Origin of the sequence: Salinigranum rubrum (assembly GCF_002906575.1) — an archaeon.
Taxonomy (GTDB): domain Archaea; phylum Halobacteriota; class Halobacteria; order Halobacteriales; family Haloferacaceae; genus Salinigranum; species Salinigranum rubrum.
Genome location: NZ_CP026309.1, coordinates 2,996,849 through 3,016,019, shown reverse-complemented (window position 1 = coordinate 3,016,019; position 19,171 = coordinate 2,996,849). Strand labels below are relative to the sequence as shown.

16 protein-coding genes and 1 pseudogene are annotated in these 19,171 nt (G+C 67.1%); 11 read left to right on the top strand and 6 right to left on the bottom strand.

The genetic code is table 11. The features are described 5' to 3' along the window. The first annotated feature begins 157 nt into the window (after window positions 1-157). The 6 genes from C2R22_RS14825 (at window position 158) to C2R22_RS14800 (ending at window position 4,866) form a co-directional block, all read left to right on the top strand. Window positions 158-892 (top strand): DUF7344 domain-containing protein, encoded by a 735-nt coding sequence (locus tag C2R22_RS14825; RefSeq protein ID WP_103426447.1) that lies wholly within the window; start codon window positions 158-160, stop codon window positions 890-892. A gap of 5 nt (window positions 893-897) precedes the next feature. Next, window positions 898-1,428 (top strand): winged helix-turn-helix domain-containing protein, encoded by a 531-nt coding sequence (locus tag C2R22_RS14820; protein WP_103426446.1) that lies wholly within the window; start codon window positions 898-900, stop codon window positions 1,426-1,428. 160 nt (window positions 1,429-1,588) lie between these two features. Then, entirely contained in the window at window positions 1,589-1,858 is a 270-nt protein-coding gene (locus C2R22_RS14815) for a hypothetical protein (protein ID WP_103426445.1), read from the top strand. A 68-nt stretch (window positions 1,859-1,926) separates the two neighbouring features. Further along, window positions 1,927-2,739, top strand: coding sequence for a glycosyltransferase (locus C2R22_RS14810; protein ID WP_162562513.1), 813 nt, complete (start codon window positions 1,927-1,929; stop codon window positions 2,737-2,739). 87 nt (window positions 2,740-2,826) lie between these two features. After that, window positions 2,827-3,783, top strand: a complete 957-nt coding sequence (locus C2R22_RS14805; protein ID WP_103426443.1) for a glycosyltransferase family 2 protein — start codon at window positions 2,827-2,829, stop codon at window positions 3,781-3,783. A gap of 168 nt (window positions 3,784-3,951) precedes the next feature. Further along, on the top strand, window positions 3,952-4,866 hold the full coding sequence (locus tag C2R22_RS14800; protein ID WP_103426442.1) for a hypothetical protein: 915 nt from the start codon (window positions 3,952-3,954) through the stop codon (window positions 4,864-4,866). Window positions 4,867-4,942: 76 nt separating this feature from the next. Here C2R22_RS14800 and C2R22_RS14795 read toward each other — a convergent pair whose 3' ends face one another. The 6 genes from C2R22_RS14795 to C2R22_RS14770 all read right to left on the bottom strand — a co-directional run bounded on the left by C2R22_RS14795 (window position 4,943) and on the right by C2R22_RS14770 (window position 14,553). Continuing rightward, window positions 4,943-6,082 carry an FG-GAP repeat domain-containing protein gene (locus C2R22_RS14795; RefSeq protein ID WP_103426441.1) on the bottom strand — a complete coding sequence of 380 codons (1,140 nt, stop codon included), beginning with the start codon at window positions 6,080-6,082 and terminating at the stop codon, window positions 4,943-4,945. 49 nt (window positions 6,083-6,131) lie between these two features. Further along, entirely contained in the window at window positions 6,132-7,637 is a 1,506-nt protein-coding gene (locus C2R22_RS14790; protein WP_103426440.1) for a lipopolysaccharide biosynthesis protein, read from the bottom strand. A 213-nt stretch (window positions 7,638-7,850) separates the two neighbouring features. Beyond that, window positions 7,851-9,497, bottom strand: a complete 1,647-nt coding sequence (locus tag C2R22_RS14785) for a pectate lyase family protein (protein WP_103426439.1) — start codon at window positions 9,495-9,497, stop codon at window positions 7,851-7,853. Between the two features lie 98 nt (window positions 9,498-9,595). Then, a complete protein-coding gene (locus C2R22_RS14780; protein ID WP_103426438.1) occupies window positions 9,596-11,803 on the bottom strand; it encodes a hypothetical protein in 2,208 nt (735 codons plus the stop codon). Then, window positions 11,800-12,621 carry a glycosyl hydrolase family 28-related protein gene (locus C2R22_RS14775; RefSeq protein ID WP_103426437.1) on the bottom strand — a complete coding sequence of 274 codons (822 nt, stop codon included), beginning with the start codon at window positions 12,619-12,621 and terminating at the stop codon, window positions 11,800-11,802. The genes C2R22_RS14780 and C2R22_RS14775 overlap by 4 nt, the downstream gene beginning before the upstream one ends. 330 nt (window positions 12,622-12,951) lie before the next feature. Continuing rightward, window positions 12,952-14,553: an alkaline phosphatase family protein gene (locus tag C2R22_RS14770; protein WP_103426436.1), complete on the bottom strand. Its 1,602-nt coding sequence runs from the start codon at window positions 14,551-14,553 to the stop codon at window positions 12,952-12,954. Here C2R22_RS14770 and C2R22_RS26435 point away from each other — a divergent pair. The 5 genes and pseudogenes from C2R22_RS26435 to C2R22_RS14750 form a co-directional block, all read left to right on the top strand. Then, window positions 14,438-15,247: pseudogene (locus C2R22_RS26435) on the top strand (glycosyltransferase); the annotation flags it as partial. The gene C2R22_RS14770 and the pseudogene C2R22_RS26435 sit on opposite strands and share 116 nt — an antisense overlap. A gap of 92 nt (window positions 15,248-15,339) precedes the next feature. Next, window positions 15,340-15,858, top strand: a complete 519-nt coding sequence (locus tag C2R22_RS26430) for a glycosyltransferase family 4 protein (RefSeq protein ID WP_321169864.1) — start codon at window positions 15,340-15,342, stop codon at window positions 15,856-15,858. 274 nt (window positions 15,859-16,132) lie between these two features. Further along, a complete protein-coding gene (locus C2R22_RS14760; RefSeq protein WP_103426435.1) occupies window positions 16,133-17,227 on the top strand; it encodes a Gfo/Idh/MocA family protein in 1,095 nt (364 codons plus the stop codon). After that, a complete protein-coding gene (locus tag C2R22_RS14755; RefSeq protein ID WP_103426434.1) occupies window positions 17,224-18,111 on the top strand; it encodes a DUF362 domain-containing protein in 888 nt (295 codons plus the stop codon). Before C2R22_RS14760 ends, C2R22_RS14755 begins: the two co-directional genes overlap by 4 nt. Next, window positions 18,108-19,070 (top strand): NAD-dependent epimerase/dehydratase family protein, encoded by a 963-nt coding sequence (locus tag C2R22_RS14750; protein ID WP_103426433.1) that lies wholly within the window; start codon window positions 18,108-18,110, stop codon window positions 19,068-19,070. Before C2R22_RS14755 ends, C2R22_RS14750 begins: the two co-directional genes overlap by 4 nt. Window positions 19,071-19,171 lie beyond the last annotated feature (101 nt).

Here is a 19,171-nt window from a genome sequence, read left to right as displayed (position 1 = left end):
CGTACTTATTTTCATCCCAGACAAATAAAGAGGAATTATTTGATAGTGTCTCTCTTTCCGGTAGACGGAGAGGAGTAATGATGTGCCGCATCTGGATCAGTTGCCCGCAACGAGTCCTCAACCAATGAGTGAGACAAATCAATCCGCGTTGTCGTCCGTGGAGGACACAACGAACGACGAAGGCGATACGACAGACACCTCCACCGGAGAGCCCATCTCGAAAGACACCCAGTTCGGGATGTTGAAGAACCGACGTCGCCGCGATATCCTGTGTTACCTGCGCGAGAACGACGACGAGTCGACCCTGAGCGATCTCGCCGAGTTCATCGCGGCGAAGGAGAACGGTGTCGAACGCCGACTGCTCTCGTCGGACGAGCGAAAACGCGTCTACATCGGCCTCTATCAGTGCCACCTCCCGAAGATGGACGACGCGCGAGTGATAGACTTCGATAAACGAAGCGGTGGGGTGACGCTCCGACCGGAAGCCGATCAGTTGTTCGCCTACATCGACGGAGTCGACGCTTCCGCCGGGGGAGGCGAAGACGACGGGGCCACGGAGAGCGACTCCGCGTCCCCGCCGGAGCTGACAGTCGACCGGAAGCTCAGACTCGGCCTCTGCTGGTCGCTCTGTCTGCTCGCGCTCCTGTCGACCGCCGGGTTCTCGCTGCTGCCACCGGTCGGCCTCCTCGGGGGCTCATCGCCGCGACGTTCGCGACCGTCGAGACCGTCGACGCGCTGCCGTCGCTGTGGCACCACGGGCTGTCGCGCATCCACGGCTGAGGCCGTCACGCGCTCGGCCGCCCATCGGAGTCACGCGGTAGCAATCTCGATTGTTCGTGTGGAATTCCATCACCCATCGGAGCCTTTTTTATCGCACGACGAGTGGCTGTGAACCGTATGTCCTCCAAGAATGGAGAGGTGCGGGAAACCGCAGACATGGAGGAGTCAAGCGAGGTCTTCGATACGCTTGGAGACGAACTCTCCCGGCGTATCCTCGTGGAGGCGGTCTCGGAGACGGTCACCGCGAGTTCGCTCGCCAAGCAGTTCGACGTCGCGCCGGCGACCGTCTACCGCCGGCTCAACGGACTCTGTGACCTCGGGTTCATCAGCGAGGTCACCGACATCCGGCAGGTCTCGTCGTCCGAGGCCGGCTACCGAACCGACGTTCGGACGCTCGTTCTCGCGCTCTCGTCCGACGGGTTCGACGTGGTGCAGGCGGAGTCCGGGCTCCGGGCCGCGATCTCGCTCGTCCTCGAACGGATCGACGTGACCGAGGCGACGTTCAAATTCGACGACGGGACCGCGACGGTGACGATGTCGATGGACGACGCGGCCCTCCACGAACTCCACGACAGCTATCACGCCGTCGCCCAGGGAGACGGGGACGGAAACGGGAACGGGGACGTCGAAAGCGACACCGACCAGTAACGATTGGTGGGTCCGTTGGCTCCGACTCGGCGGTTAACTGACGGACAACAATGTGGGGGCCCACAGTAGAGCAATCCGTGAAGTCCGACACCGCCCGGCCGACCGCGACGCGCGGCGAACAGCCGCCCGGTGGACCGTCCGTTCGTCGAGGTGACGGACCGTGACGAGCGCCGGACAGCGTAGCGGTGCGCGGGCGGTTGAGCACGCCGAAGACGAACGTTCGGTCCACTTTCTTCCCGATTACACCGATGCCAACCCCTACCAGGCCCGACTGGCGGAGGCACTGACCGACCAGGGGCTACACGTCAAGACCAGCGGGGGCGGCGGCGGCCCCCTCCCGGTACTCGCAGCCGTCCTCGGGGACGACGTCCCCGACGTCGTCCACGTCCACTTCCTCCACCAGTTCGTCGTCTCGCCGGGGACCGACTGACGCGGACGCTTTCTGTCCTGCTGGGCATCAGGACACTGTTCCAGTTCCTCGTCCTGCGGGCGCTGGGCGTGTCGCTCGTCTGGACCGCCCACGACATCGTCGAACACGAACGCCGAGCGCCACGCGTCGAGCGGGCGTTCAAACACGTCTTCCTTCGATTCCTCTTCTCACGCATCATCGTCCACTGCTCGCGCGCGAGAGACGTTATTCGGGAGGCGTACCGCCTGCCTCGGGCCACGCTCGAGAAGACGGTCGTCGTCCCACACGGCAACTTCCTCGGTGACTACCCCGACGAGGTCACGCGGGCCGACGCCCGCGAGCGACTCGACCTCCCCGCGGACGCGTTCGTCTTCGGCTTCTTCGGGACGATCCGCGCGTACAAGGACGTGCCACGGCTCGTCGAAACGTTCGGCCGCGTGGCCGACGACGACCACCGACTCCTCGTCGCCGGGAACCCGCGAACGCGAGCACTCGAACGGGCGGTCGAAGACGCCGCCGCCGCCGACGACCGCATCCGAACCGTCTTCGAGTACGTCCCCGACGACGAGGTGCAACTGTACCTCCGAGCCGCCGACGTGGTCGTCCTCCCGTTCCGAACCGAGGAGCGGAGCATGCTCACGTCCGGGAGTGCGGTTCTCGCGATGGGGTTCGGTCGGCCCGTCATCGCCCCCGACGTCGGGTGCGTCGGGGCCGTCGTCGACGAGGGTGAGGGGTTCACCTACCCGCCCGACGCCGACGCGGGGCTCGATCTTGCCATGCGACGGGCGGCCAACGCCGACGATATCGTCGCCCGTGGTCGACAGAGCCGTGCCGTCGTCGGTCGTCGTACCTGGGACCGAGCGGCCACGCTGACGGCCGACGTCTACGCCGAGCGGGTCTGACGCCGCCGTTTGCCCTTCCCTTCGGGGCCGTCTTCGATGTGGGTTTAGCTGGCGATTACCCAAGTGGGAGGACTGCCAGGCTGTGCTATGGACCGGGCGAGTGCCGACGGACTGGTGAGCGTCGTCGTTCCGACGTACGGTCGACGCCCGGATTTCCTTCGTGCCGCGGTCGAGAGCGTCGCCGCACAGACGTACGACCCGGTCGAACTGATCGTCGTCGACGACTCGCCCGAGGCGAGCGCGACGGCCGTCTGTGAGCCGTTCGCCTCCGAGATGGCGACGCTGCGCGTCATCGACGACCGGGACCACGACGGCGCCGGCGCGGCGCGGAACACCGGTATCCGCGCGGCCGACGGGTCGCTCGTCGCGTTCCTCGACGACGACGACGAGTGGCACGACACGAAGCTCAGTCGTCAGTGCACCAGGCTCGAAGCCGCGCCGGAGGCGTCGCTGGTCGTCACCGGACAGCAGTACGTCCGAAACGGAACGCCCACCGGTAGTCGGCTTCCCGACGTCTCGGGGGACGTAACGGAGGCGCTGCTCACCGGGTCGCGCCTCTGTCCGTTCTCCTCGGCGATGGTGCGCGCGGAGGCCGTCGACGCCGCCGGCCCCATCGACGAGCGGTTCCCCGTCTGGGAGGACCTCGAATGGTACGTTCGGCTGTCGCGCGCCGGAGCGGTGGCGACGGTCGACCGGCCGCTCGTCAGGCGTCGCATGGGCGACCACGAACAACTGACGGACACGTTCGACTCCCTCCGTGACGTCGCGTACCCCCTGTTCGTCCGGAAGCACCGACCGCTGGCGGCGTCGCTCGGCGAGCGGGTCGAGCGCGAGTTCGTCGCCTCGCTCGCACGCGAGGTTGCGACCGCCGGGCTGGGAGCCGAGCGATTCGACGACGCGGTGGCGTTCGCGCGGCGTTCAATCCGGGCGAATCCTCGGGCTCCCGCGGGCTATCTGCTCTACGGCGTCGCCCGGAGCGGGCCGTTCGGCCTGCGCCTCGCGCGGGCGCTCCGTCGGCGGTTCGCGTCGTTGAACGTCGCCTGAGTGAAGCGACACCAACCGCCGGTCGACACGGAGTGAACGTCGCCCGGTGACCGCCGCCCCGCACGACCGTCACGACGCGGAACCGCCTCACCGCTCACGTCGAGCGTAGCCCGTCGAGATGCCCGTTAGCCGGACTATTACGTTTAGTTTCTCCGTGGTGTATCCGGTATGCTCAGTTCGGTCGCCGACGCCAAGCGGACGATCAAACCGTACCTCCGCGACGCGAACCGGCGCTACTTCACGTGGTTCGACACACACGACACCTATCAAGAGGGCATCGACGTTTTCGACCGTGACTGGGACAACCTCGTCATCCTCGACGGCTGCCGGTACGACCTGTTCGAAGAGCACAACACCGTCTCGGGCGACCTCGAGAAGGTCACGTCGAAGGGGTCGACGACGACGGAGTTCATCCGCGGGAACTTCCACTCCCGGCGTATCCACGACACCGTCTACGTCACGGCGAACGGCCAACTCGCCAACCACCGCGACGAGTTCGACGTCGAGTTCCACCGGACGTGGGACATCTGGACCGAAGACGAGGCGTGGGACGACGAGAACCACACGGTCCTCCCGGAGACGACGACGGCGTACGCCACCGCGGCCGCCGAGCAACACCCGAACAAGCGGCTCGTCGTCCACTACATCCAGCCGCACTACCCGTTCATCGACTCGCCGATCAGCATCGACGACGCGTTCGACCCGGACACGCCGGACTTCTGGAACCGGATCTTCCGCGACGAACTGTCGATTCCCCGCGAGACGCTGTGGGAAGCCTACCGTGACAACCTCCTTCGGGCGTTGCCGCACGTCCAGGAACTCGTCGACGAACTCGACGGACGGACGGTCGTGACGTCCGACCACGGCAACCTGCTCGGCGAACGCGTGTATCCGATCCCCATCACCGAGTGGGGGCACCCGTACTCGACGTGGGTGCCGAATCTCGTCGAGGTCCCGTGGCTCGTCGTCGAGGGCGACTCGCGCAAGCGAGTGACCGCGGAGCGTCCCGAGACGAGCACGGACGAGTCACCCGACGACGACGCCGTCAGCGAGCACCTGCGACAACTCGGCTACGTCGAGTGAGGCGCTCGACCGTCCCCGCCGACGGCCGAGGCGGCTGACGGCGTCTCTCCTGTGAGCGCTCGCATCCCGCGAGTCGTCACTCCTCGTTGTACCACACGTCGACGTGGTGGGTCGGGGTGAACGACTTGCCGACGACGTCGGGCCGGCCGTTCCCGGTCATGTCGACGACCTTCGCCTCGTGGCTCGGCGTCCCTCGCGCGATGACGTGCTGTTCGAGCGTCCCGTCGCCCGTGTTGGCGTAGAGCAGGTGCATCGGGTCGTCGTTCTCGCCGAGCCCCATCTCACTGACGTAGACGTCGGGGCGTCCGTTCCCCGTGATATCGGCGATCTGGAGGCTGTGCGGACAGAAGAGCTCCTCGTGGAGGAACGTCGGCTCCCAGTCGGTCGTGTCGAACACCGCGAGCCGTCCGGGGTGGGTCCCGTGGGCCGGGGAGTCGCCCTCCGCGAAGACGACCTCGCGGCGACCGTCGCCGTCGAGGTCGGCCGTGGCGACGCGGACATCGTCCCATCCTTCGGCGAGGGACTCGCGCTCCCAGGTGCCGTCGTCCCGTCGGCTGAACAGGTTCGTCCCGGCGATGAGCTCCGTCCGGCCGTCGCCGTCGATGTCGACGACCTCGGCTCCCTCCACCGAGAGGTCGTCCGCGAGGACGTGACAGCACGCGTCCGGCCACGGCTCCTGCGTCGGGTCGTCGGGGACGTCGTAGTAGAACACCGTCTCGGCCGCCTGCGAGAGGCCGACGACCTCCGGTTCGCCGTCGTCGTCGATGTCCGCGATTCGGACGTCGTGGTACATCTCGAAGCGGTCGGTGAGGAGCCGTTCGTGCCACCGGTCGCGCGGGTCGTCGGGCTGTTGGTACCAGTAGACCTCGGGGTGGTGAATCGTCCGCCCGGCGACCAGTTCGTCCCGTCCGTCGCCGGTGATGTCACCGACGGCGGCACCGACCTCGAACCGGCCGGTGTCGGTGATGGCGTGGCGCTCCCACCCGGGGTTCTCGTACCAGAAGACGTTCGCCGCGCGGATGCCGGTCTTCTCGCGGAGCAGTCGTCGCGGGTTCGGATACGACGTTCTGCTCCCGAGGAGCCAGAGGTTGCTCTCGACCCCCTTCCCGCCGACGATGACGTCCGGCCGTCCGTTGCCGGTCAGATCCGTCGTCTCACAGAAGGTGAGTCGTTGTGTCGGCGGTGATGCGTCGATTCGCTCGTGTCGAAACCGCATATCCGGTGATGGACGCCTTCGGGGGTTTGTAATAGGTCGCTTAAACGGGTCAGTTCAACACGGTGTCGACCATCGTCCGCAGTTGCCGTTCGATCCCCCAGTCGAACTGGAACTCGAGGGCCGAGACGACGACGGTGTACACGACGACGCCGACGAGGATGAGGACGCCGAACTCCAGTGCGAGGGGGTCCAGCGTCAGCATCCGGTCGGTGTAGACGACGGCTCCGGCCATGATTGCGGCCGCGACGAACGGGTAGATCAGTTCACGCAGGACCCGAGTCCACGTGGTGTCGAGACACTTCAAGAGCAGATAGGTGTCCAGTTGGAACATGGGGAAGGCGAACAGGCCGACGACGAGCGCCGCCGTCCCCTCGATGCCGAACCGCATCGTCACCGGGACGATGAGTATCGCCATCAGGACGACGCGGGTCGCCCCGAGTTTCGTCCCGTAGTCGGGCCGCCCCACGGCTCTGAACACGGAGCCGTACGACGACGTGACGGAGAGGAGGAGGCCGTAACCGGCGAGTATCTGCATCGTCGTGATCATCGGGACCCACTTCGTCCCGAGGAACGCGCGGACGAACACGGGCGTGACGGCCGCGATGCCGAACGCCATCGGGAACGAGACGAGCGTCGTGAGCCGCAACGACTGGAAGAAGCCCCGTCTGAGCGCCTCGATGTCGTCTTGGACCTGTGAGAACGCGGGGAACGTGACGTCACGGATGACTTCGGACACCTCCGTTCCGGGCGCGTTCGATAGCTGGTACGCGAGACGGTAAAAGCCGAGCGCCGTCGAACTGAGCAACACGGCGACGATGATGTCGTCGCCCTCGCTGTAGAGGAAGTACACGAGCGAGGAGCCCGTGATCCACTTGCCGTAGCCGATCATCTCCTTCGCGCGGCCGCGGTTGAACCGGGGCCACGGTCGGTAGTCGTGGGCGGCGTACGAGACGATTAAACGGGCGACGTCGGCAGCCAGGAAGCCGAACACCAGCGCCCAGACGTTCTGGAAGACGAGCGCCCAGCCAAGTCCGACGGCGAAACGTGCGAGCGACCCGCTGACGTTGTAGAGGAACTGGAAGTTGAAGTCCAGGTTCTTCTTGAAGTAGACGACGGCGGGGTTGTGGAGACTGATGAGCAGCGGGGAGACCCCCACGACTCGAACGACGTCGGTGGCACGCGGTTCGTTGAGAAAGCCCGCGATGAACGGCGCTGCGACGTAGAGGAAGACCACGATGAGGAGGCCCCGAATCGTCTTCAGCGTCAGGGCGGTGTCGAGGTACCTGTCGACGTTCTCCTCGTGCTGGTGGATGAGCGACTCGTCCAGTCCGAGTTTCGAGACGCGACGCAGCGAACTGAGTCCGAGGAGGGCGATTCCCATCAACCCGAAGTCGGCGGGCGTCAAGAGCGACGCCAGGATGACCGTCAGGAGGAGCTGGAGGAGCCTGTCGGAGACGTTCATCGACATGACCCACATCCCGCTCTTGATCGCCTGCTCTGCGACTCCGCCGGACGGGGAGGCGTCCGCGAACAGCTGTTTCAGACGGTCCAACACGGCTTGTCACCTCGGGACTCGCGCTCGGTTGGTGGTTCCACGGGGGGTGGACTGGTCCCGCGGACGGAGTCGACACCGGCCGCGGGTGACGTCCTCGACACGTCCGGATGGTACGGCGAACCCATTGCTCACGGATGCTGGCTAAACGCCCATTGTTATACCCGGATTAGAGCCGTGGTCGACGCGACGCGTGGTCGCCGGTTCGTCCGACTGTCAGTTCCCCGTCGTCCCGAAGACGTTCCCGTCCCTGATCCCGGTGATGCGGACGGTCGACGAGCCGGTTCCCTCCAGCAACTCCCGTGTCACCGCACAGGTGTCCCCCGACTCGACCGGACCGAGTTGGTGGACGCTCCCCGACTCCGATTCCGACCCCTTCGGGGTGAGTTGCGGTGGGTTCCGTATCTGGAGCGAACAGCCGCCCTCGGGCAGCGATTCGATGACGAACGGGTACCCGCCGGTGACGTAGTTTCCCTTGTCCACGGCGACGTTCTCACACCCGCTGAGGGAGACACCGTTCCGAGCCCCCGCGGGCTGTTTCACCTGGCAGGCGACGAGTTCCGAGCCGTCAGCCCCGTTGAGTTCGATCGCCGAGCCCTTGCTCGCCGTCCCGGTGACGGTGACGTTTTCGAGCCGGGTCCAGTGGGGCTTGGGAGGGACGTCGCGGCGCGGCCGCCACGCGATCGGACCGGACCCCGGCCGCGCACGTCTGACCGCCGGCGTCCGCTCGAGATCGATCTCGATCAGCGTGTCACGGACGCGCAGGCTCCGCGCCGCCGGGTTCTGTTCGATGGCCGACTGGACGACCGACCCCTGTGGGATGTGTTTGAGCCTGATCGCGCAGTTTCGGATCTCCGCGCCCGGTTTCTGGCGAGGGACGCCCTCGGTCGCGTTCGCGCCGTCGATCATGATCGCCCGCGGGTTGAACCCCTGCTCCGTGTCGGTCAGCGCGGGACCGTTGTAGCGGCGGAAGTCGATGGTGACCGTACACCCCTGGGCGTAGCTCCCCTTCCCGCTGAGACGGATGCTGCTGACGTTGTTGTTCTCGAAGTGCGAGTCGAGGACCTGGACCTTGCCGAGGTTCCGGCTGGTGTACATGCCGTTGTTGCCGAACTCGCTGAACTCGCACTGTTCGACCCGGAGCGTGCCCTCGTGTTCGAGGCCGGCCCAGACGCCGATCCGACCGTTTCCCGGCGTCCCGTTCGGGCTGTCGTAGCGGTCGGGATGCCCGCCGTGTGGGACTCTCACGTTCACGAGACGTCCCGTCCCCCGCGGCTGGGTGACGCCGAGATTGAACGCCTGCCCCGTGAGTCCCCCGCGGCCGACGTACTCCACGTCCTCGATGTGGAACTTCGTCGGACACCGGACCTGCATTCCGCCCCGGCAGTCGCCACGCATGTCGACGTCGATACCGCGGAACAGGAAGGCGTCGACGTCGTTCACGCGGAGGAACTTCCCGGTGAAGCCCTCCGGAAGCCGAAAAACGGCATCACCGTCGCCGACGAACCCGACCCGTCTGTTCGACACGTCGATGGGTCCGTCCAGCGCGTACGTCCCACCCGGAACGACGATTCGCGTACCCCGTTCGAGCGCGTCGCTTAATACGCTGTTAATCGGTTCCGACCCGTCGGTGCTCGCGCCGAGGTCGTCGACGAGGTTCACGGTCCGGTCGAACGGGATGTCAGCCGGTCCACCGCTGGTCGCCGCCGACGGGGCGGCGGTCGGAGTCGGCGCGGGTGACGAGTCGCTAGGTGGTTCCGACTCTGTAAAGAGACCGCAGCCTGCGAGGCTCGCGATGCCGCCGACACTGAGCGCCTGGAGGAGGCGTCGGCGGGAAAGCGGGGAGTCGCCGGGGGCTGTCATTACGACCACTAGCTTCGTGGTCAGGCTTCGTTATTCCGTCGTTTCCGCAGGCGATTTACGTCTCGCCGGAGACGGGCCGCTCCTCCTGATGTCTCGTGTTATCCGTCGAGGTCCTCGAACGTGAGCGATCCCGACCCCGTCACGTTCATCGTGACGATGTCACCGGAGAAGGCGTACGCGTCGACGTCGTCGCCGTCGACCGACCCGCTGATGTAGCCACCGCTGGTCAGGTCGGCCGTCTCGACCGTCGCGCTCCGGTACCGCTTCTCCGCGTTGCCGCTCACCTCGAACTCGTACGAGGAGGTGCCGCCGGCGCTCTCGATGACGAGGCGGTTCGGAAGCGAGGGGTCGGTGCCGGCGTCGAGCGCGTCGGGGTCGACCTGCTCCCCGTCGAGGTAGACGCCCGCGTCTCCCTCCACCCTGAAGTCGGTGATCGAGCCGTTGAAGAGGTACGCGTCGGGGTCCTCGCCGACGGAACCCTCGGCGCTCGACCCGGAGACGTTCTCCTCGGCGCCCGACGCGGAGAGGTCCGCGAACAGTTCGCCGTCGACCGTGAACTCGTACGTCGCCGGCCAGTCGGGGACGCCGACGATTTCGAGACGGTGGTCCGGGCCGACCTCGGCGAGCGAGACGTCGGACCCGTCCACGGCGAGGGAGCCGGGGCCGCCGAGGTCAGCGAAGACGACCGTCCCGTCGAACCGGAAGCTGTCGCCGCCGCCGAGGCCGACGGTGCCGGTGATGGTCGTCGAGCCGTCGGCGTGCACCGTCAGCTCCTCGTTGTCGTTGGCGCGGTAGGTGCCGTCGAGCACGGGTTCGGCGGCGCCGCTCACGCGAACGGTGTAACTGAACACGTCGGCACCGGTGTCGGCGCGGACGAGCAGTTCGTGGTCGTACGCCGGTTCGTCCGAGCCACCCGAGCCCCCGCCGGTCGAGCCGTCGGTGTTCTCGTCTTCTTCCTTCCCGTCGAGGGTCGAGAGGTCGAGTTCGGTGTCGTCGACGAAGACGGCACCGGGCCCGCTGAGTTCCGCGGAGCTGACGTCGCCGAAGAACCGGAAGGTGTCGCCGCCGCCGAGGCCGACGGTACCGGTGATGGTCGTCGAGCCGTCGTCGTTCGTGACCAGTTCCTCGTTGCCGTTGGCGCGGTAGGTGCCGTCGAGCACGGGTTCGGCGGAGCCGCTCACGTTGACGGTGTAGCTGAACACGTCGGCGCCGGCGTCGGCGCGGACGAGCAGTTCGTGTTCGGTGTTCGCGTCCGAGCCACCCGAGTCGCCGCCGGTCGAGCCGTCGGTGTTCTCGTCCTTTCCGTCGAGGGTCGAGAGGTCGAGTTCGGTGTCGTCGACGAAGACGGCACCGGGCCCGCTGAGCTCCGCGGAGACGACCGTCCCGTCGAACCGGAAGGTGTCGCCGCCGCCGAGGCCGACAGTGCCGGTGATGGTCGTCGAGCCGTCGTCGTTCGTGACCAGTTCCTCGTTGCCGTTGGCGCGGTAGGTGCCGTCGAGTACGGGTTCGGCGGCGCCGCTCACGCGAACGGTGTAGCTGAACACGTCGGCGCCGGCGTCGGCGCGGACGAGCAGTTCGTGTTCCGTACCGGTCTCCGATCCGTCTCCGGGCGAACCAGTGCCGTCCGAGGGCGACCCGCTGGAGCCGCGGCCGACGTCCGGAATCGGACACGCGTCGCTCGACGTGAGGTTCTGCGTCGAGACGTCCGACGACCGGCTGACGACGGCCTCGCCGCTGACGCGGATGTTGCTGTCTTCGACGCGCGCGTTGGCCGTGTCGTTCATGACGATTCCGTTGCGGTTCGACCCGGTCTGGTGGATACAGCAGTTCGTGATGACCGTGTCGTCGCCCGACTCGACACGGACCGCCGCCCCGTTGTCGGTCGAGCCGTTGATCGTGACGTTCTCGAGCCGGACCCAGTGTGGCTTCGGCGGGGTGTCCTGGTCGTCGCGGAAGTTCCAGCCGGGCTTGACGCGGTACACCGCGGGTGCCTGCCCCGCGTCCATCTGGATGTACGTGTCGCGGATCGTCGCGCTCTGTGAGGCCGCGTTCATGCAGATCGCGCCCCGGATGTTCCGGTCGTACAGCGTGTTCAGCACCCGGATGTCACACCGCTCGATGAGCGCGCCACGCTCCTCCGCCGGCCGAGAGGGGTCCGTCGGCTCCGTCTTCGGCGGATACGAGCCGATGGTCTCCCCGTTCTTCGCCTGGTCGATGCGGATCGCGCGGGTGTTGAACGCCTTGTCGGTCGCGATCCACTTCCCGTCGTACCGCGCGTGGTCGATGACGAACGTCGAGTCCTTCACCCAGCTCCCCGCCCCGAGATACGGACCGAGGAGACGTTGTTGTTCTCGAAGTAGCAGCCTTCCACCTGGATGTTTCCGGGGGTTCGGCCGGTGTAGAGGCCGTTGTTCCCGAACTCGCGGAAGTCGCAGTCGAGCACGCGGAGCGTGCCCTTGTTCGCCCAGCCGGACCAGATACCGATCCGACCGTCACCGCCGTCGTACAGGTCCATGTAACCGCCGTTTTTCACCCGTGCGTTCCGGAGCACACCGACGCCGCGCTCGTCGTGGAGGCCGAGGTTGAACGCCTGTCCCGACCGACCGCCCCGACCGAGGTACTCGACGTTCTCGACGTGGAACTTCGTCCGACAGTAGACTTTCAGCCCCGTGTTCCGGTTGTTCCTGACGTCGACGTCGATTCCCTCGAAGAGGAACTCGTCCGACTGCCAGAGGTCGATGAACTTCCCGCGGAAGCCCGTCGGCACGAGCGTCACGTCGCCGTCTCCGACGATACCGAACCGCTCCGCGCTCGTGGTAAACGTGCTCGTCAGCTTGTAGGTGCCCTCCGGCAGCACGACGAGCGTCCCGGTCTGCACCGCCTTCCGAAGCGCGCTGTCGATCGAGACGCCTCCGGTCGGGTCAGCACCGAAGTCCGCTACCAGGTCGACCGTCCGGTCGAAACTGATACCGTGCCGTTCGATCGCGGCCCCGGCGACCGCCGCCGAGCCGAGTGTCAGTGAGACCGCTGCCGCACCTGCTTTGAGGTACGTCCGTCGGCCGATCAGTCCGTCATCGTGGAGCCGCCGCTCCGCAGAGCGGTTGCCCGCTGGGTCGCGTGCCATTGCACCTTTCTTGACCCGGATGTCGGATTTAAGGGTGACCCCCAAAACATTTCGTCTGATAACCTGGGTATGAAAACAGAGAAAGTTGGCGACACAGGTATGTTTAGTTCAGGGATATAAATAAACAATTAACGAGATCTCAGCAGAACGCTGACGGTGTAAAACACCGTCATTTCCCGGAACCGGCCTCCGAAGCACGTGTGAAACACACCGCCGCGCTGGTTTCTCCCGATCGGAGTCCACAGTCCACGAGTTCGGGGACGGCCGATGTGTTCGGGCCTACCGGAATCTCAGAATTGGTTTCCGAGGCGCTCCCGAGAGTCGAGGTGCTCACTCCATGTAGCCGAGTCCACGGAGCCGCCCTTCGACCTCGGAGAAGTCCTCGTGGTCGCGAGCGCGTTCGCCCGCGTCGCCACCCTCCCGGTCGTAGGTCGTCTGCTCGACGGCTCTCTCCGCCGGGTCCGACCCCGCCTCGAACAGTTCCGAGAGGACCCGCCCGTCAGCACCGGCGGGTACCGCCTCGCCCATCAGGTGCAACACGGTCGGGGCGACGTCGGCGACTGTGGCGTCCTCGGGGCGGCTTCCAGGCTCGATTCCGGGTCCTTTCGCAAGGAACACCCCGTCCGGACGGTGGTCGGCGACCTTCACCGTCGGTTCTTTGAACGTCTCCTCTGCGAGGTCCGGCGTGACGCGGTACCGTTCGCGCCCGTCGATCACGACGTCGGGCGCGAACTCGTCGCCCGAGTAGAGGTCGACGCCGTCGTGGACGTCGAGCACGGGTCGACCCGTCGTGGGGTCTTCGAGTCCGCGGAGCGCCTCGACGAGTCGGGTCTTCACCGCGGGGACGTCCGCCGGGTCGACGGTTCCCGACGCGAACCGCTCGGTGTCGTTGACGTACACGCTTCCCAGCCCGTGGAGGAACGCCTGGGTCCCGGTCGGGTCCATGTCGTAGAGCGAGTGATCACCCGGAACCCTCGTCGCCGCCGCCTGGAGGACCGACTGCGGGAGGACGTCGACCAACAGGTCCTCGGTCACTCCGATCCGTTCGAGCGCGTCCGTCACCCGATCCTTCGAGACGCCAGCACGGGAGAACAGCCCGCGGACGCCCGCGTCTCCCTCCTCGGCGAAAAAGCCCCGTTCGAGGAGATACCGATTGACGTTGACGTGGTAGTCGATCTCGCCGAACCCGTGGTCGGAGACGACGAACAGTGCGTAATCGTTCGCCTCGCAGTAGTCTATCGCGTCGCCGACGATACCGTCGAAGTACTGGTACTGCTCCTTGAGGACGGCCTCGTCCCAGACGAGGTGCTGGAGTCGGTCCGGGCCGGTGAAGACGAAGAACACCAGTTCCGGGTCGTCCCGCTCCAGCATGAGGTCGAGGAGGTCGCGCCGCGACTCGACGAGCGACCGGAGTGCCGACACGAACTCCTCCTCGCGGCCGTGGTACTCCTTCCAGTCGAGGCCGACCTGGTACTCCGGCAGTCGCCGCTCGATGGCCGTCGCAAGGGCTGACGGGCGGGCGAAGCGTTGCCCGCTAGCCGACTCGGGCGTCATCATCCCCGTGACCATCTGTCCGTCGATCTCGGAGGCCGGGTAGGTCATCGGGACGTTTCCGACCGCCGCCGGCGTGACGATATCCCACAGGGGCGGTTGCCGTCGGTCGTCGCTGGTGTAGGGCTGCTGGCCGTACTCCTCGTCGAGCCGCATGAACTCGTAGATGCCGTGTGTGTCCGGCCGGGCGCCCGTCGCGATGGAGGGCCACGCGATGGGTGTGTTCGCCGGCACCGTGCTCTCGAGCGGGCCGGCGGCCCCGTCGGTGAACAGCCGCTCGACGTTCGGGAGCAGCCCCGCGTCTACCCACCGGGTGAGCGGCTCCCACGGAACGCCGTCGAGGCCGAGAACGAACGCGCCCTCGGCTGTGGTTCCGGTCATATCAGGTACTCGTCTCACAGCAGGTGGACGAACGGCTTTGTTACCGACGTGTTACTCCCCGAGTCGGGTCCGGGAGGCTCCCGAGTGGCTCGTTCTGCGCGCTAATTCCCGTATAACAAACCCTCGGTCACGACTACTCCCGTCCGTGCAGGGCAGCGATTCGAGGTCGACGCTCGTGGACGGCGACTCGGCCCCGGCGGACGCGGGTGCGTCACCGGTCGGCGAGGCGTCCGACGAGCGTTCGCACTCGCCCGAGCCGACGGAGAAAGCGGTCCTCGTCGTGGGTCCGAGCGGCGTCGGTGGTATCGCACAGTACATCGACGACCAGGTAACCCGGCTCCCCGACGACTACCGAACCCGGACACACACGACGGTTCCCGAACGGCGGTCGACCGGAGCGCTCCTCTACGTGGAGACGCTGCTCTGGACGCTCCTGTCGGCGCTCCGGTTCACCCTTCGCCGTCGACCGGACGTCGTTCACGTCCACACCTCCTACCGCTTCGCCTTCTACCGTGGGAGTTTCTACGTCCTCTTCGGGACGTACGTCTGGCGACGGCCCGTCTTCGTCCACGTCCACGGGTCGAGTTTCGACGAGTTCGTCGCCGACGCGTCACCGCTCGTCGGACGGGTTCAGTCGGCGGTGTTCGACGCGGCGACCGAGGTCATCGTCCTCTCGACCTACTGGAAGCGCGTCGTGTCCAGACGCGCCGACCCGACGAAGATCCGCGTGGTTCCGAACGCGGTCGACCCGGCCGAGTACGACCCCAGTACCCCTCGACGCCGCGGGTGGTGTTCGTCTCGAACCTCATCGAACGGAAGGGCGTCCGCGAACTCGTCACCGCGCTCGGTTCCGTCCTCGCCGACGACCGGGGTTCGCTCCGGGTCGACATCGCCGGCGACGGGCCGCTCTCCGACCTGGTCGAGTCGCTGGCTGAGGAACATCAGCGCGTGACCTACCACGGATACGTCTCCGAGGAGCGAAAGCGGGCGCTTCTCGAACGCGGCTCCGTCTACGTTCTCCCGTCGTACGCCGAGGGCCTCCCGATTGCGCTCTTGGAGGGGATGGCCGGCGGCAACGCGGCGGTGGCGACGACCGTCGGTTCGATCCCCGAGGTCGTCGACGACCGGTCGGGCCGGTTGGTCGAACCCGGTGACGACGACGCGCTCGCGGCGGCCCTCGAATCGCTCGTCGCCTCGCCGACGACGGTACAGGAGATGGCCCGTCGAAACCGCTCGCTCATCGAGACGCGCTACTCTTGGGAACGGGTCGTCACGCAACTCGTCGAGGCGTACGAATCCGCCTGAAGCGGCCAGACGCCGCACGTCACGTTCGCTGCGGCCGTCTCTCTCCCGACCCATACGAGATGTGACATCTGAGCACGCGGCGTCTGCCCTCCGTGACGCACACGCCAGTGGCGGGACTGGCTTCCAGCCCCGGGCGTGGGACGTCGCCGACTCTCACGACGCGTGAGCGACGCCCGAGTCCGGTTCGATACGATAAAATACAGTTAACTTGTCGTTTTATAGAACATTAACTAAGGACGGTGCGCCGCCCGTGTGAGACAAGAGTGATTTGTAGATGACTGATGCGATGGAACTGGCAGTCGTCGGTGCCGGCCACATCGGGACGGTTCACCTTCAGTCCGCCCACGCGATGGACGGTGTCACAGTCACCGGGGTCGCGGACCCGAAAGACGCGAACCGAGACCGGGCCGAGCGACTGACCGGCTGTCGCACTTACGAGGAGTACGAGCGCCTCTTCGCGGTCGAAAACGTCGATATCGCCGTGATAGCCGTCCCCCCGTTCCTCCACCTCGACGCCGCGACGGCCGCGGTCGAGGCCGGGTGCCACCTGTTCGTCGAGAAGCCGCTCGGGAGAACGACCGCCGAGGCGGAGGCCATCGTCGAGCGCGCCGACCGCGCGGGCGTCTCCCTCGGCGTCGACCACACGGTTCGGTATCACCCCGAGATACGGGAGCTGAAGACGAAGTACGACGCCGGGGAACTCGGACACGTCCCGCTGGCGACCATCAGGCGTATCAACGACGGACCGTTCGACTCGCCGCCTGCCGGCGACGCCGAGATCGCCTCGGGGTGGCACGTCAACCCGACCGCGACCGGCGGCGGCGCGCTGATGGACCTCGGCGTCCACCTCTTCGACACCCTTCGGTGGTTCTTCGGCGACCTGACCGTCGAACACGCGGAACTCGACCGCCAACTGGACCTGCCGTACGAGGACACCGCGACGGTCGTCGCCACGAACGGCGACGGAACGACGGCGGTGCTGAACTGCGGCTTCTTCCAGTGGGAGCGACCGCCCGACGTGAACATGGACTTCCGACTCGACGGCATCACCGACACGCTTCACAGCGATTCGTTCGTCCCCGACCGCTTCATGACGTACGCCGCCCGCACTGCCGCGGAGAACGTCGTCAAGCGCTCTGTCGGTGCCGACCCCGAGTACTTCGGCCCGTCGTACTACTACCGCGCGCACCACGACGCGCTGACGGCGTTCTGTCAGGCTGTGAGACGCGGCGAGGACCCCCCGGTCGACGGGACGGACGGCCTCCGGGCGGTCGAACTCGTCCGGAGCGCGTACGAGATGGCCGACGACGCCGACTGGTTCGACGACGTGGACGACGCGACTCGACCCCTCAGGAGTGGTCCCCGGTGACGGACGTCCGCGGCCGGGTCCTCCCAGAACTGGACCGCGAGACGATTCGTCCCACCGTTTCGACGCTCTTCGACCGACAACTCGACACCGGGTGGTCCCCCGACGGAGTGCTCGTCGTCCCCGACGTCCACTACCCGTTCCACCCGAGCACTGGACTCGTGACGAACCCCGACGTCGTCGACGCTGTCGTCGCCGAACTCCGCGACCGGACCGACGCCCCGGTCGCGCTCGGCGTCACGAGTACGGACGACACCGGTCGGCAGACCGCGGAGTGGATCGGATACTCCAGCGTCGTCGAGCGACACGACGTCGACGTGGTCGACCTCCACGACGAGAGCGCGACCACACAGGTCGCTCCCGCGGCGCACGAACCGGTCAGAGTCGACCTCCCGGCGCCCCTCGCCGACCGGGCCGTCGTCAACGTGCCGACGGTCCGCTCCGACCCGGAGCTGTCGCTCGTCGCCGCGAGCGCGAACCTCGCGCTCGCGGGGAACGAGACGAACCCCCGCTCGGGGATGCGGGCCGTCCCTGCCGCTGTCGACCCGGTGGTTACGCTGGTCGACGGGACGTACACGCACGTCGGCGGCACGCGCGCGTCGCAGTTCCTGCTCGCGGGCGACCACCGCGCGGTCGACCTGGTGCTCCGCGAGGCGGTCGACAGCGTGGAGGACCTCCCGTACCTCGATTCGGAGGGAGTCGACACCGCCGACCGACTGACGCTCGGAGGGATCGCTCTCGACGAAATCACCGAGTCGCTCGGTGGCGCACCGAGCCGTCGCGATGGCGACTCGGAGCCGGGGGACGTGATGCAGGCGGGCTACCGACTGTACGCTCGACTCAGCGGCGACCTCCTCCCGCCGCAGATGTTGGAGGACGACGCGTGAGCGAGACGGCGTTCGTGACCGGCGCGACCGGGTTCCTCGGGACGCATCTGTGCCGTCGACTGGTCGCGGACGGCTGGCGGGTCGGTGGGCTCCGCCGCGAGTCGTCCGACGTCGCGCCGCTGGCCGGTCTCGACGTCGACTGGCATACCGGCGACGTCCGCGACCGGTCGACGCTCCGCGAGGCGTTCGGGTCGTACGACACCGTGTTTCACCTCGCCGGCGTCGGCCTCCAGAGCGCCGCCCCCGAGACCGTCCGCTCGGTGAACGTCGAGGGGACCGAGGCCACCCTGAAAGCCGCCCGGGACGCCGGCGTCGACCGCGTGGTGTTCACGAGCACCGCCGGCACGAGGGGTCGACCCGGTTCCGAACTGGCGACCGAGTCCGACGTCTCGACCCCGGTCGGGGCGTACCAGCAGTCGAAGGCCGAGGCCGAAGCGCGCGTCGCCTCGTACGTCGAGGACGGTGGCGACGCGGTCGTCGTCCACCCCACGTCGGTGTTCGGCCCCGGGGACTGGACGTTCACGGCGAAACTCGTCGCGCTCGCCCGCGACCCCAAGCTCTTCGTCTGCCTTCCCGGGGGCGTCAGCGTGGTCGACGTCAGGGACGTCGTCGGAGGCATCATCGCGGCCCGACGGAGGGGACGCGCCGGTGAGCATTACATCCTCGGCGGGGAGAACCTCACGTTCGAGGAGGCGGTCGGCGTCGTCGCGAACGTCGCCGACGGCCACGAACCGGCCGTTCGCATCCCGCCTCAGGTCGTCCGCGCCGCCGGTCCGGTCGTCGAGCGGATCAACGACGCGCTCGGCACCCGGATGTTCCCGGTCAACGCCGACATGGCACGGCTCGCGACCCAACACATGTTCTACAGCTCCGAGAAGGCCCGGCGCGAACTCGACTACTCGTTCGCGCCGCTCTCGGAACACGCCGCGCGCGCGGTGCGGTGGCACGAGTCCCAGTAATCGCCTTTCCGTCTCGGCCCCGTCTCCGTTCCACCGCCGTCTGACGACGCTGCTCGCGCTCGCCCGTAGACGCGCGAGTGCCAGCGAATACGGCACGGGCT

Coding starts and splice junctions, on each gene's coding strand:
- C2R22_RS14770 (WP_103426436.1), bottom strand. CDS start 14,553: ATGACCGGAACCACAGCCGAGGGCGCGTTCGTTCTCGGCCTCGACGGC.
- C2R22_RS14800 (WP_103426442.1), top strand. CDS start 3,952: ATGCTCAGTTCGGTCGCCGACGCCAAGCGGACGATCAAACCGTACCTC.
- C2R22_RS14805 (WP_103426443.1), top strand. CDS start 2,827: ATGGACCGGGCGAGTGCCGACGGACTGGTGAGCGTCGTCGTTCCGACG.
- C2R22_RS14795 (WP_103426441.1), bottom strand. CDS start 6,082: ATGCGGTTTCGACACGAGCGAATCGACGCATCACCGCCGACACAACGA.
- C2R22_RS14820 (WP_103426446.1), top strand. CDS start 898: ATGTCCTCCAAGAATGGAGAGGTGCGGGAAACCGCAGACATGGAGGAG.
- C2R22_RS14775 (WP_103426437.1), bottom strand. CDS start 12,621: ATGGCACGCGACCCAGCGGGCAACCGCTCTGCGGAGCGGCGGCTCCAC.
- C2R22_RS14785 (WP_103426439.1), bottom strand. CDS start 9,497: ATGACAGCCCCCGGCGACTCCCCGCTTTCCCGCCGACGCCTCCTCCAG.
- C2R22_RS14760 (WP_103426435.1), top strand. CDS start 16,133: ATGACTGATGCGATGGAACTGGCAGTCGTCGGTGCCGGCCACATCGGG.